This window comes from Paenibacillus sp. MMS18-CY102 (genome assembly GCF_009789195.1).
Taxonomy (GTDB): domain Bacteria; phylum Bacillota; class Bacilli; order Paenibacillales; family Paenibacillaceae; genus Paenibacillus_T.
The window spans coordinates 100,761-113,456 of record NZ_WSTC01000014.1 but is presented as its reverse complement, the minus strand read 5'-3'; the positions used below and the strand labels follow the sequence as shown (position 1 = coordinate 113,456).

10 protein-coding genes are annotated in these 12,696 nt (G+C 53.6%); 4 read left to right on the top strand and 6 right to left on the bottom strand.

Translation table 11 applies throughout. From position 1 onward, the window contains the following. Positions 1–3 precede the first annotated feature (3 nt). The 5 genes from GON22_RS12375 to hemE all read right to left on the bottom strand — a co-directional run bounded on the left by GON22_RS12375 (position 4) and on the right by hemE (position 5,216). Positions 4–912, bottom strand: a complete 909-nt coding sequence (locus tag GON22_RS12375; protein ID WP_160396408.1) for a DUF92 domain-containing protein — start codon at positions 910–912, stop codon at positions 4–6. Continuing rightward, positions 909–1,646, bottom strand: a complete 738-nt coding sequence (locus GON22_RS12370) for a glycerophosphodiester phosphodiesterase family protein (protein WP_160396407.1) — start codon at positions 1,644–1,646, stop codon at positions 909–911. The genes GON22_RS12375 and GON22_RS12370 overlap by 4 nt, the downstream gene beginning before the upstream one ends. Before the next feature lie 19 nt (positions 1,647–1,665). Then, positions 1,666–3,048 carry a CapA family protein gene (locus tag GON22_RS12365; RefSeq protein WP_160396406.1) on the bottom strand — a complete coding sequence of 461 codons (1,383 nt, stop codon included), beginning with the start codon at positions 3,046–3,048 and terminating at the stop codon, positions 1,666–1,668. A 142-nt stretch (positions 3,049–3,190) separates the two neighbouring features. Further along, positions 3,191–4,150: a ferrochelatase gene (gene hemH / locus GON22_RS12360; RefSeq protein ID WP_160396405.1), complete on the bottom strand. Its 960-nt coding sequence runs from the start codon at positions 4,148–4,150 to the stop codon at positions 3,191–3,193. After that, positions 4,143–5,216 (bottom strand): uroporphyrinogen decarboxylase, encoded by a 1,074-nt coding sequence (hemE, locus tag GON22_RS12355; protein WP_160396404.1) that lies wholly within the window; start codon positions 5,214–5,216, stop codon positions 4,143–4,145. Before hemE ends, hemH begins: the two co-directional genes overlap by 8 nt. 170 nt (positions 5,217–5,386) lie before the next feature. Here hemE and GON22_RS12350 point away from each other — a divergent pair, with 170 nt between their 5' ends. Next, entirely contained in the window at positions 5,387–6,610 is a 1,224-nt protein-coding gene (locus GON22_RS12350) for an MFS transporter (protein WP_336604299.1), read from the top strand. Between the two features lie 62 nt (positions 6,611–6,672). Here the strand turns inward: GON22_RS12350 and GON22_RS12345 are convergent, their stop codons facing one another. Next, positions 6,673–7,335: an O-methyltransferase gene (locus GON22_RS12345; RefSeq protein WP_160396402.1), complete on the bottom strand. Its 663-nt coding sequence runs from the start codon at positions 7,333–7,335 to the stop codon at positions 6,673–6,675. Positions 7,336–7,462: 127 nt separating this feature from the next. On the opposite strand from GON22_RS12345, the gene GON22_RS12340 reads away from it, so the two are divergent. The 3 genes from GON22_RS12340 to GON22_RS12330 all read left to right on the top strand — a co-directional run bounded on the left by GON22_RS12340 (position 7,463) and on the right by GON22_RS12330 (position 12,617). Further along, positions 7,463–8,608 (top strand): THUMP domain-containing class I SAM-dependent RNA methyltransferase, encoded by a 1,146-nt coding sequence (locus GON22_RS12340; RefSeq protein WP_160396401.1) that lies wholly within the window; start codon positions 7,463–7,465, stop codon positions 8,606–8,608. Between the two features lie 258 nt (positions 8,609–8,866). Beyond that, on the top strand, positions 8,867–10,456 hold the full coding sequence (locus GON22_RS12335; RefSeq protein WP_272898787.1) for a TerD family protein: 1,590 nt from the start codon (positions 8,867–8,869) through the stop codon (positions 10,454–10,456). A gap of 136 nt (positions 10,457–10,592) precedes the next feature. Next, entirely contained in the window at positions 10,593–12,617 is a 2,025-nt protein-coding gene (locus tag GON22_RS12330) for an LTA synthase family protein (RefSeq protein ID WP_160396399.1), read from the top strand. Positions 12,618–12,696 lie beyond the last annotated feature (79 nt).

Below are 12,696 nucleotides of genomic sequence, written 5' to 3'. Positions count from 1 at the left end.
CCTTTATCCACTAATATGGACTGCTAAGCTTAACCCCAATGCGATCGCCCCAGAAGCGATCGAGGCTAACATGTTTACTCGGTCATTGTTCATCCAAGCCCAACCCCGAACAGGTGTTGTAGCTTGTCCACAGTGGCTCGCCCGCTCCGTCTCGCTCCCGCAAGTGCTGCACCGAAACATAGCTTGGAGAGTCGCGCCAAAATAAGAATCGATAAATGCCCCAGCTAACCCTGACAAAGCGCCAATGCCGATAAGCAGGCCAATTGATGCTGCATAGCCGTTACTCTGTTGATAGCCCGCCGCACCCGCCAGGCATCCAGCTGTCAAACCGATCACGATTGCCCCCATCGCAGCTGCACTGCTCCCCAGCAGCGTGACCCCTCCGCTCGTCCCAGTTGAAACGCGCTTGCCTGTCACGACCGAGCGCGGCTGCTGCCGGCTTAATGCCCCGACCTCCGTCGCCCATGTATCCGCATTCACCGCTGCCATAACGCCGACGAAAGCAGCGAGCAAATAAGGGCTAGGGCTTATTGCATGTGCGCTGCACAAAATAAGGCCAATCCCGCCATTTGCCCATACTTGCCCTGCGTCTCGAGCACCTTTTTTCTCGTAGTTTTGCTCGGCAGCTTGCTTGCGGCGATGATGCTTCTTCCAACGGGACAGCAGCGTGGACGTGACGAAGAACATGAGCAGCGTCGCGAACCATAACAGGCCTCCGAACGTTGTATACCACGCCCCCATAACAGCCGCAGCCAGCGCTCCTGACACCGTCAAGGCTCGCTTGCGAACCGCTAGCCAGCCTACGCACGCCCCGCCAACGACACCGATGATGGCCCGGGGGATTTGCCCCTCCGAGCCTCCCCACATCCAATTCGTATCATGCAGCCAACTTTGCCAATCCAATAGATTCATCTTTTTGTAGCTCCTGACGTGCCCTCCCGCCATTTGTCGGGGTAATTCGTGCAAATCATGACATCGGGATCAAGCGCCGCATATTTTTTGATCGTTTTTGCATCGTTTAACGTCCAGAGCATCGTCTGAATTTTGGCTGCCTTAAGCGCCTGTATGCGCTTAGGCGTAGCATGTGGGTAGCCAAGCGAGATGAAGCCCGCTTTCATCTGTTGCAGCTCATCTATTAGGTTCTCGCGCCAGCCATCGATAATTAGCCCGGTAGCAACTTCGCCGTTCAGCTTGCGAACCTCTAGCAAGGAAGGGACATGAAACGAGGTAAGCACGGCATCATGCTGCAAGCTGTATTGATAGAGCAACTGGAGCACTTTATCCGCCAGCCCTGCGTAACGCCCATCCGTCTTCAGCTCGATATTGAGCCGGCAGCGCCCGCATGTAATTGCAAGCACTTGCTCCAATGTCGGCACTGGTTCTCCTTGAAACGCCTCGCTGTACCAACTGCCTGCATCAAGCCGCTGCAGTTGGGCAGCCGTATGCGCCCGAACCTCGCCACTTCCGTTCGTCGTTCGGCCGAGCGTATAGTCATGAATAACAACCGGAATGCCGTCCTTAGACAGTTGAACATCGATTTCGATCCAAAATAAATCGTGCTCCTCCATCGCCAATCGCATCGCGGCGAGCGTATTTTCCGGCGCTTTGCCTGACCAGCCACGATGCGCTACACACGGGTTTCGCACGGCTTCACTCTCCCAACCGTTATTTTGAAATAATATGGCCAGCCTGGTCGACCTTCGCACCTAACGAGATCCGGGACAGGTAGCCGATGATATCCTTCGACTTCTCCGCATCAGCCGGGGCTGGGCGGGATTGCTTCGCCACCATCGGATGAATCGTTAGCTTGCATTCGCCGGATTTCGTACATGCTGCATTAAGCACGCCAGTATCCTTCGTGCGCGGCGTTGCGGTTTCATTGAATACGAAATTGCCAAGGCTGTAGGCAATCCATTTGCCTTTGTATTGCTCGAAGCCTTGCAGGACGTGAGGATGGCTGCCGATAACCAGGTCCGCCCCCGCATCAATATATTGCCGTGCTAGCGTCGTCTGGTGCTCAACTGGCTTCTCCGCCCGTTCTACGCCCCAATGGACCATAATGACAACGAGATTCGCTTCTTCCTTCGCTCTCTTTATCGCTGCAACTGCACGCGTCGAATCATACGTCTCGGCAACGCCCGGATGGTCTTTGTCAGCTTTCCAATTCGTCTCAGGCACAACGCGGCTAAGGCCGATATAAGCGACCTTTACGCCATTCGCTTCCAGAATAACTGGCGCAAACGCTTCGGCATCATTGTTTCCGCCACCCATATGCGGCAGACCGGCTTTATCCAGGTGCTTGATCGTATCCAGCAAGCCTTCAGCGCCTTGATCTAATGTATGATTATTCGCTAACGATACGACATCAAAACCGGAATCCGTCAGCGATTTCAGCAAATCAGGTGCGCCTTTAAACACATACTGTTTATTTTGTGCAGGGACTCCCCGCGTCGTGATCGGGCCTTCCAAATTTCCTGCGGTCAGGTCCGCTCCAGCCAACAAATCAAGAGCACCTGAGAACGGATATCCAAAACCTTGGCTGCGCATAGTCGTCTCCACAGATGAACCTAGCAAAATATCGCCTACGAAAGCCAAGTTAACCGCTGCCGTTGGATCATCCGTTCCCGCCCCCGACTGATTGCCGGTTGTTGCTGGCGGTTGCTCGCCGGAATCGTCCGGTTTGGCTGGATCTGTCGCTTCCGATTCAGAATCAGCAGGGCCATCCGTTGTGCCCTCTGGCTTGTTTGTCTCCTCTGCCTTCGGCTGCTGCCCGTCACTGGTCGGCTCCGTCTGATCTTTCGGTTCAGGCTCGCCTCCCTTCCCCGCTTGGCTTGGGGCAGTAGCCTCGGCATTGTCTGCACGCTCATGCCCTGGCTTATTCGACGCGCCGCTTCGGGATTGATTGGAAGGGAAAATCGTCGACCAGAATACAGCGCCTAGTATTAAGATGAGTGCAAGCATTGTGAAGTTAATAACGACCAGCCGGCGCAATCGCCTCCGTCGCCGTTTCTTGTTCTGCTGCTGCGAATCCGAACGCGATACGTACATGACCAGACCTCCGATAAGGGCTAATAGGGCAATTTTATAAAAAAAAAGGCATAACAGGACTTCACCCATTATACCAGCATTACAGCCGTCCATGTCACACAGTTTTGGCGCCATTGACGGTCTATTCAATTATATCGCGTGTTTATTGCACGAGCTTGCCCGCCGCTTCAACCACGGCATCCGCAAGCGTCGCCATGTAACGGGGATCGCTGTTCAGCATCGCTATCCGCTCCAGCGCCATGTCCAGTTCGCGCGTGAATGCCTTCGCTTCGATATCCAGATCGTACAATACCTCTAGATGGTCAGACACGAAACCAATCGGCGCAACTAACGCCGCTTCGTACCCTTCCTCACGGAGAGCCTTCAACGTCTCTAGCACGTCAGGGCCAAGCCAAGGCTCACGCGTTCTTCCAGCACTTTGCCAAGTGAACTGCCAGTCAGCCACGCCCGCCGCTTCCGCAACCGCAGCAGATGTTTCTAACAGCTGGCGTTCATACGGATCGTTCATCTCACGAATCTTCTCCGGCAAGCTGTGCGCGCTGAACAGCACTTTCGTCCGAACGTTCGACGATGCTCCACGTTCCTGCTCAGCCGTATTTGCCAGGCGCTTCAGGCCATCTTGCACCCGCTCTGCCAGTGCAGCCACTAGCTCAGGATGCAGGTGATACGATTCCACGCTGGCCATCGTAATGCCAAGCTCTGCTGCCTTCTCTTGCGCCCGCTTGTTATAGCCGCCGACGCTCATAATCGAATAATGTGGCGCCAGTACGATGCTAATCGCCTGCTTGATGCCATCCGCCGCCATTTGGGCAACACCGTCTTCAATATAGGGCTTCGCATGCTTCAGGCCTTGATAACAAACATATTGATTCGGCGCAACCTGCTCTAGCTTATCCTGCAGCGAAGCGACTTGTTGGTCTGTATTCGCCCGCAGCGGGAACACGCCGCCTACGATTGCCTCATAACGGCCGCGCAGCTCGTCGAGCTGCTCCTGGGTTGGCGGATGACCGCGGCGAATATGCGTGTAATACGTTTCAACATCATCCATGCTTTGTGGCGTGCCATAAGACATAACAAGGACGCCAATTCGCGAGTTAGACATGCGTGCTTTCTCCTTCCCGCGTGCGTGCGGCAATTGCTTGTGACGAGTAATCGTGGGCAAAGTCGGTCAATGCCTTCAGCTTATCGAGCGAAGCTTCTGGGAATAGGCCATGCCCAAGATTGAATACAAAGCCTGGCTGCTCCAAGCCCTGGTCAATAATCGCCTTTGCATGCGCTTCAATAACCGATTGGGGAGCCGTAAGCACGACAGGGTCCAAGTTCCCTTGAACGGCGAATTTGCCGCCCAACCGGCGGCGCCCCTCCGGAATCGATACACGCCAATCCAGCCCGATCACATCGGCTTGAAGGCCGTGCAGCTCCGTCAGAAGCTCGCCTGATGCAACGCCTGGGAAGTAGATCTTCGGCTGCGGCAAATCCGACAGCTCCGAGAAGATCCGTTCAATCGTCGGAAGCACGAACGTACGGAAGTCATGCGGCGCAAGCGCACCGACCCAGCTGTCAAACAGCTGGAACGCCTTGCCGCCTGCTGCCATATGTGCGCGCAGATATGTAATAACCATGTCACCGAGCTTGTCCATCAATCTAAACCATACGTCTGGCTCGCTGTACATGAGCGCCTTTGTACGCAAATAGTTTTTGGACGGGCGTCCTTCGATGATATAGCTTGCTATCGTAAATGGCGCGCCTGCGAACGTAATCAGCGGCACGTCCAGCTCCCGGTCCAAAATGCGAATCGTCTCGATGACATGCCCGAGATCCCCTTCAACGTCAATCGGCTTAAGGCGATCAACATCGGCTGCAGAACGAATCGGATTCGCAATGACAGGCCCAATGTTTGCAACAATATCAAAGTCGATGCCGATCGAAGCAACCGGATTCATAATATCTGAATACAAAATGGCAGCATCTACACCTAATTTGCGCACAGGCATCATCGTTACCTCAGCTGCTAGCTCAGGCTGGCTGCATATTTCAAGCAATGAATATTTTTCTTTAATTTTCCGATAATCGGGGTCATAACGCCCAGCCTGCCGCATGTACCATACCGGCACCCGGTCGACGGCCTCCTGCCGGACAGCCCGAATAAATCGGTCGTTATAGCTCATTCCCGTTCCCCATTTCTGCGATTTTCCCTTCGTTTCCATTATGCCCGTTTTAGCATCTGCTAACAACTGCCGTTGCCAGCTTTCGTTGACAATAGTATGACAATCCCGTCAGATTGCGTCCTCCGCCCTGCCAAGAATCGACAATAAATCTATGCTATACTTGGCGGGAGGTGAAGGATATGGAGCAATGGAAAAAAAACTTAATCGTCTTATGGATCGGCCAATTTCTCGTCATGGCAGGCATGACCATGATCATTCCCTTTCTCAGCCTTTATTTGCAAAGTGACCTCGGCGTCCATGGCGAACACAATGTCGCGATGTGGTCCGGCGTTATTTTTGCAGCTAATTTTGTAACATCGTTCGTGTTCCAACCGTTCTGGGGCAAGCTCTCTGACCGAATCGGGCGCAAGCCAATGCTGCTTCGTTCCGGATTCGGCATGGCCGCTGTCATGGTGCTCATGGGATTCGCCACCGGTCCCTGGCAGTTGCTGCTGCTGCGGATGGTAAACGGGACTATATCCGGATTTAATCCCGCATCCGTCTCGCTTGTGTCCACGACTACGCCCAAGAACCGAATTGGCTTCGCAATGGGCACGCTCCAATCGGGTGCCATCGCAGGCACGATTCTCGGTCCTTTCATCGGCGGGCTGCTGGCTGACGCCGTCGGCTTCCGCCCTATCTTTTATATTACGGGAACGCTGTTGTTCCTCGCTTCGCTGCTGTCCATGTTCGTAGTCAAAGAGAACTTTAACCGGGAGGCAGCAGCAGCCAAAGTGCAAATGTCCGTCACCGAAGGGCTGCGCAGGCTTAGCCGCGTCCCACAAATTCCGGCGTTATACGCCGTTACGTTCCTCATTCAGTTCGCTATGATGAGCCCGATGACATTAATTCCTCTCTATGTGCAAAAGCTGCATGGAACGACCGAGAACTTAGCATTCTACGCCGGCTTCGTTGGTTCCGTGACCGGCTTGTCCAACATGATCTCATCCCCGCTGCTGGGCAGGCTGAGCGATCGGGTCGGCGGCGAGAAAATACTCGGTATCGCGCTTATTGGCGCAGCGGTCATGTTCATTCCGCAAGCTTTCGTCCATACCGTATGGCAGCTTCTGCTTTCCCGCTTTGCGCTCGGCATTTTCCTCGGCGGGCTCGTTCCATCGGTTAACGCGTTGCTCCGCAAATACGCGCCCGAAGGCATGGCTACGCGTGCATTCAGCTTCAACAGCAGCACGCTCGGGCTAGGGAATATGGTCGGACCAATTACCGGCGGCGTGCTCTCAGGCTGGACAGGCATCGAGGGGCTGTTCCTCATCTCAGCCGTGTTCATGTTCGCGAATGCGTTCTGGGTGTACCGCACGCTGCTCCGCCGGAAGGAGCCTCAGACAGCCAGCTCGTAAAAAAAGGCCACGCAAGCGTTAGTTTTCAACGCTTCGTGGCCATTTTTCGATTTGATTGTTAGCTACTTTACGACTGCTAGCGCCAGCCCATCATAAGACGGCAGCATCGCGCCAATGAGCCGCTCATCATTTGCAATCGCTTCGTTAAACGCCCGAATCGCAAGCACCGAGGGGCCTGTACGCGACATGTCGATCGTTTTGCCTCGAAGCAACGTATTATCCGCAGCAATGACCGCTCCTGGCCGCGCAAGCTTAATCGCCCATTCGAGGTATGCGGGATAACCGCCTTTGTCCGCATCGATGAAGAAGAAGTCGAATTTCCTGCCTTCTTCCGCAAGCTGCTCCAGCGATTGCATCGCATCCCCAATCCGGTATTCGACGGCATCGCCGAACCCGGCTGCCTCCATATTGCGCTTCGCGACTTCGGCGAACTCGGCCTTGAGCTCCAGCGATACGAGCGAGCCACCCTCACGAATGCCGCGTGCCAGGCAAATGCCGCTATAGCCGCCAAGCGCGCCAATTTCGAGCGCATCCTGCACGCCGGAAGCGCGCACTAGAAGCGTAAGCAGCCGGCCATAGCCGGGTTCCACCGATATGTCTGGCATTCCATTAGCCGCCAGTTGTTCCCTTACTTTCGTCCACTGCTCGTCCTCTGCGAACAAGCCGTCCACGTAGCGTTCTGCGCTTTGGACGGATGCTTCTTCTTCATGACCGTTTTGGTTCATAGCCGTTCCTCCAACTCAGGTTTGTACAAGATTGCTCTTTTATCCTATACTTGATTGTATGATTTTGACCGGTGGCGCACAACTGTACGATTGCAGCAGCCGCCCATGATACGAAACGGGGATGACTATGACAGAGCGCAAATTACAATTAATCGCTACCGCTCCGATGGGGCTTGAGGCGATCGTCGCGCGCGAGCTCAAGGAGCTTGGCTACGAGGATATGACCGTAGAAAACGGAAGAGTAACGTTTACAGGCGGTCCTGAGGACATATGCCGCACCAACCTTTGGCTGCGAACCTCTGACCGGGTGCTGATCAAAATGGGAGAGTTCGAAGCGACCACGTTCGACGAGCTGTTCGAGGGCACAAAGGCGCTCGATTGGCCGGACTGGATTCCAAACAATGGCGAATTCCCAGTCGAAGGGCGTTCCCACAAGTCGCAGCTGTCGAGCGTGCCGGCTTGCCAGAAGATCGTGAAGAAAGCGGTCGTTGAAAAAATGAAAGAGCGCTACGGCACCGAATGGTTCCCAGAGGACGGCGCCCGCTTCGTCATCGAAGTGATTATGCTCAACGACCGCGCGCTGCTGACGCTGGACACGACAGGCCCTGGCCTGCACAAACGGGGCTACCGCCGCCTCGTCACCGAAGCGCCGCTGAAGGAAACGATGGCTGCGGCCATTCTCCAGCTCAGCCGCTGGGCGCCGCATCGCCCGCTGTATGATCCGTTCTGCGGCTCAGGCACGTTCCTCGTCGAAGCCGCGATGATCGGCTGGAACATTGCGCCAGGGCTTCGCCGCTCGTTTAACAGCGAGCATTGGCCGCTCGTAACGGAGGAGATGTGGTCGCGGGCACGCGAAGAAGCGTTCGACTCCGTGAACGATGATATTCCGCTCGACATCGCAGGCTCCGACATCGATCCGAATGCGATCGAAGTAGCCGAGGCCGCAGTGAAGAAAGCCGGCTTCGCCAAAGAGATCAAGCTGCGCAACCTGTCTGTTGCCAAAGCGCAGCCGCAAGGTTCCTACGGCGTGATTGTTACGAACCCGCCATATGGCGAGCGGTTAGCCGACCAGAAGGAAGCGGAGAAATTGATCCGCCAGCTCGGCTTCTCCTATTTGATGCTCCAAAACTGGTCGCTGTTCGCGATCAGTCCGGAGAAGCAGTTTGAGCATCATTTTACACGGAATGCCGATAAGAAGCGCAAGCTGTTCAACGGGCGCATTGAGTGCCAGTTGTATCAGTACTTGGGCCCGCTTCCTCCGCGCAATAATTAAAATGATGACAGGGCGCCTATTGGGGCGCCCTGTTTGGCTGTCGAGAAAGTCTCGACGGCCTTATTTGCGTCAAAGAGGCTATCGCGCCGAAGGGCGTATAGGGTAGATTTATCTGCCCTATTCAGGCGATTCACTCGCCGAAGGGCATTTAGGGTAGAGAAATCTGCCCCGTCCCTACGCGCCCTCCATAGGAAGCGTTTGGAATCTATCATTACTGAGTGATATATTAAGTGTGAGGATTTGGTAAATCCCACACATATGGTAAGCATTCATTGCTCAACTCATCTTTCGGAGGTACGTTTCATGGATTTTGTAGCAATAGATTTCGAGACGGCCAATTCGAACCGTTCGAGTGCCTGCTCCGTCGGGCTTGTTGAGGTTCAAAATGGGCTAATCGTCAGCGAACAGTCTTGGCTCATCGATCCCAAGCAGCATTTTGACGGAATGAATATTGGTGTACACGGCATCACGCCGTCAATGGTTGCAGGCAAGCCAAGCTTCGAACAACTGTGGCCCACCCTTCAACCGATGCTGGAAGGCAAGCATGTCGTTGCGCACAATGCTTCCTTCGACATGAGCGTACTCCGCTATTGCCTTGACAATAGCACGATTCAATATCCTTCATTCCAGTATTACTGTACCTACCTATTTGCCAAACGGCTGATTCCTGACCTGCCATCCTATCGCCTTAACGACTTGGCCAGGCTCCACTACATTCCTTTGAACCACCACGATGCCCTCGATGACGCCAAGGCATGTGCGATTTTATTATTGAACCTGCTGCACAATCATGAATGCGACAGTCCCATAGCTTTATCGAAGGAACATGGGTATAAAATCGGAAAACTATTTATGGGCGGTTACACCCCCTTCTCTGCACCTGCTGCGAATAAAGCAAAGAAAAAACAATATTTACCGCCGCAAGCCGAAGCCGAGCAAAAACGCTCACCCGCTCCTCCTTCTCCTGCCACTGAACCGATTTCATTAGCACCCGTGCAGTCGAAACGCACCGAACCGACTCCCGCACGGCATAGCAGTTCTCTTATTCGCGGCCAAAAAATCGATGTCACCAAAAATGAAAGCATCGATAAACTGCTAGCCGAGGTAGAGTGGGATCTGCTTAATCCAGACATCGACTTGGATTCTTCTGCTTTTTTATTGGATGCGAACAATGTTTGCACAAAGGATGACGATTGCATTTTTTATGGAAATCCTGATCATCGCAATGGTTCCGTTGCTTACCACAAAATCAATTCGAACAAAGCGCAGTTCAAGATCGCATTTGATAGGCTGGCCTTTCAGGTTCAGAAAATCGCGTTTTCCCTCACAATTTACGAAGGCGAGGAGCTGTCCCACTCCTTCAGCCAAGTGTCCGAAATCCGCATCCGGTTATTGAACGATCGAACAGGCAAGGAAATCGCAAGCTTCAGCTTCGGAGAAGGCCTGACCCAAGAAACAGCGATCGTCATCGGCGAACTCTATGTTTATAAAGGCGAATGGAAGTTTAATCCGATTGGAAGCGGATTTTTTGGGGGGCTGCGCGCTCTATGCTTGGACTTTGGCCTAGAGGTTCAACAATCACTCCCTGAGGTGGCGGCTGATGCGCAATCCATTGCGTCCAAAGACATCTACGACGTTTATGAAACTTTTCAAATTGGGCAAAACGTGGAGCGCGTGCGACGCAGCCTAAGCACTACCCAAAAGCAATTAGCTGAGAAAATCGGCTATAAAAGCGCCAATTTGATTTCAAGGCTGGAACGGGGCGAATTAGACCGGTTTAGCCATGCGCAGCTTATTCAGCTGGCAGAGGCACTTAACGTGACCACGAGACATTTGTTAAGCAGATAAGCGTGGATTATTTCGTTCCATACAAATCATATTGCGATAAGCCAACCTTTCCCATAACCTTGCATTACGTTTCTACTAGACTATAATGGAATATGGCTTATTAACTATTGGTGAAGAAAGAAGGCTACGTTCCACTATGGATAGACCGTTACAAAGTACGGCGCGGCGCGGGCTTCAAGCTACGTTACAGTTTGCCGTACGCCTCCTTGCCGCAGACCTGTTGTGCTTCTTCTTGCTTATGATGTTCAAACTCGTTCTCTTCGACCGTTACATTCATGTGCCAAATATGGCGATGAGCGTCGACGACGTCTTTGTTGCGATTGGCTCGCTGGCGCTCGCCTCCTTCTGGACGATCTTGCTGCCAAAACGCGGACGGACAATTGCACTCGTCATTCTCAACCTCATTCTGACCTTCATCGTGTTCGCAGATTTGATCTACTTCCGTTACTTCCAAGACTTAATCTCAGTGCCGGTATTAACGCAAGCTGGGCAAGTCGAGTCGCTCGGCGACAGCATCGATTCCCTCTTAAGCTGGAACGACCTGTGGCTGTTCGTCGATTGGCCATTCGTCATCGTGCTGTCGATCCTCGGCATTCGCCGCAAACCGATTAAACAAGACGGGCTTAGCTTCCGCCGCTCGCCTAGGCTTCGCCGGGTGCTGTTCCGCATTTCTTTTGCACTCATCGTATTCGCAACAGGCTTGACGCTCGTCTTCGTGCCAGTAAACATTGCGAAGAAAACATGGGCACAAGGCTTGTTCGTCGGCAACTGGTGGAACCTATCGATCTATAACGTGACAGGCGTGCTTGGCTTCCACGGCTACGACGTTTACCGTTACGCGAATCAGCACTGGATTCATAAAGCTGTCGCAACGGATGATCAAGTGAATGAAGCTGAGCAATGGTTCAAGGAACGCGGTGACGTTCGGCGTACGCTTGAATCCGATCCAACCTTCGGGGAGTACAAAGGCAGCAATGTCATTATGGTGCAAGCCGAAGCGTATATGAATTACGTCATCGGCCAATCGATTGGCGGGCAAGAGATTACGCCGAATTTGAACGCCTTAATCAAAGAAAGCGCCTATTTTGACCGGTTCTACCACCAGACATCACAGGGCAGGACATCGGACGCCGACTTTGCCGTCCAATGCTCCGTACAGCCTCAGCCTAGCGGCTCAGTCTTTATTCAGTACGCGCAAAATGATTTCGACTGCTTGCCCGCTACGCTCAAAGCGAACAATTACTCCACTTCCGTATTCCACGCCTATGACGGCGGCTTCTGGAACCGGAATACGATGTATTCGCGGATGAAATACGATACGTTCTATAGCCGGACGCATTTCACGACAGAGGAGCCGCTGGGCTGGTCGATCGGGGACAACTCGTTCTTCCGGCAATCGGCAGACGTTATGGGCGAGCAGAAGCGGCCATTCTATTCGTTCCTCATCACGTTGTCGAGCCACCATCCTTACGCCCTGCCAGCAAGCTATCAAAAGCTTGATGTCGGCTCGTTCAAAGGCACGATGTTCGGTGACTACCTGCAGGCTGTCCATTATGTGGACGAATCGCTCGGCAATTTCGTAACGAAGCTGAAGCAAGAAGGGCTATGGGATCGCTCGATCTTCCTGTTCTATGGTGACCATGACAATTCCATTCGCGACTGGGCGCCTTTCGAGCAGCTTCTCGGCAAGCCGCTAAACGAAATTCAGCGCCAGCAAATTTTGCGCCAAGTGCCATTCATCGTCCACCTGCCTGACGGCAAGCATGCGGGCACTTACCACAACGTAGGCGGCCAGCTCGACGTATCGCCAACGATTTTGCATTTGCTCGGCATTTCGACTGCAGATGAGCGTAAGGTCGGCACGCCACTTGTGCTGGACAAGCCGCTCGAAGGCAAGAAGGTCGTCTTCCGAAGCGGCGCCTTTACGGACGGCAATGTGTTCTATATGCCTTCCTCAGACGGCATTGTCGCTAACGGCGTATGCTATGATGCCAACACAGGCGAGGTGACCGATAAAGCAGGCTGCGCCGCAGGTGCAGAAGCTGCGCGGGAAGAGCTTCGCGTCTCCGATGAGACCGTACAGTACAACATCATCGGCATTTTGAACAAGCGCTCGGCCGAGACAGCAAGTACAGCGGCAGCGAATAGTGCGTCTAAGTAAGGGCAGGCTAATCGACCGCTGGCACTTCCATGGTCCCTGCTGCCTGTGTCAACAAATATGGAGCGAGTATGCTCCAAAA

What these genes read in the sequence shown, in the direction of transcription:
- GON22_RS12375 (WP_160396408.1), bottom strand. Translation starts at nt 912, where the DNA reads ATGAATCTATTGGATTGGCAAAGTTGGCTGCATGATACGAATTGGATG.
- GON22_RS12365 (WP_160396406.1), bottom strand. Translation starts at nt 3,048, where the DNA reads ATGTACGTATCGCGTTCGGATTCGCAGCAGCAGAACAAGAAACGGCGA.
- hemH (WP_160396405.1), bottom strand. Translation starts at nt 4,150, where the DNA reads ATGTCTAACTCGCGAATTGGCGTCCTTGTTATGTCTTATGGCACGCCA.
- hemE (WP_160396404.1), bottom strand. Translation starts at nt 5,216, where the DNA reads ATGAGCTATAACGACCGATTTATTCGGGCTGTCCGGCAGGAGGCCGTC.
- GON22_RS12345 (WP_160396402.1), bottom strand. Translation starts at nt 7,335, where the DNA reads ATGAACCAAAACGGTCATGAAGAAGAAGCATCCGTCCAAAGCGCAGAA.
- GON22_RS12340 (WP_160396401.1), top strand. Translation starts at nt 7,463, where the DNA reads ATGACAGAGCGCAAATTACAATTAATCGCTACCGCTCCGATGGGGCTT.
- GON22_RS12335 (WP_272898787.1), top strand. Translation starts at nt 8,867, where the DNA reads ATGGTAAGCATTCATTGCTCAACTCATCTTTCGGAGGTACGTTTCATG.
- GON22_RS12330 (WP_160396399.1), top strand. Translation starts at nt 10,593, where the DNA reads ATGGATAGACCGTTACAAAGTACGGCGCGGCGCGGGCTTCAAGCTACG.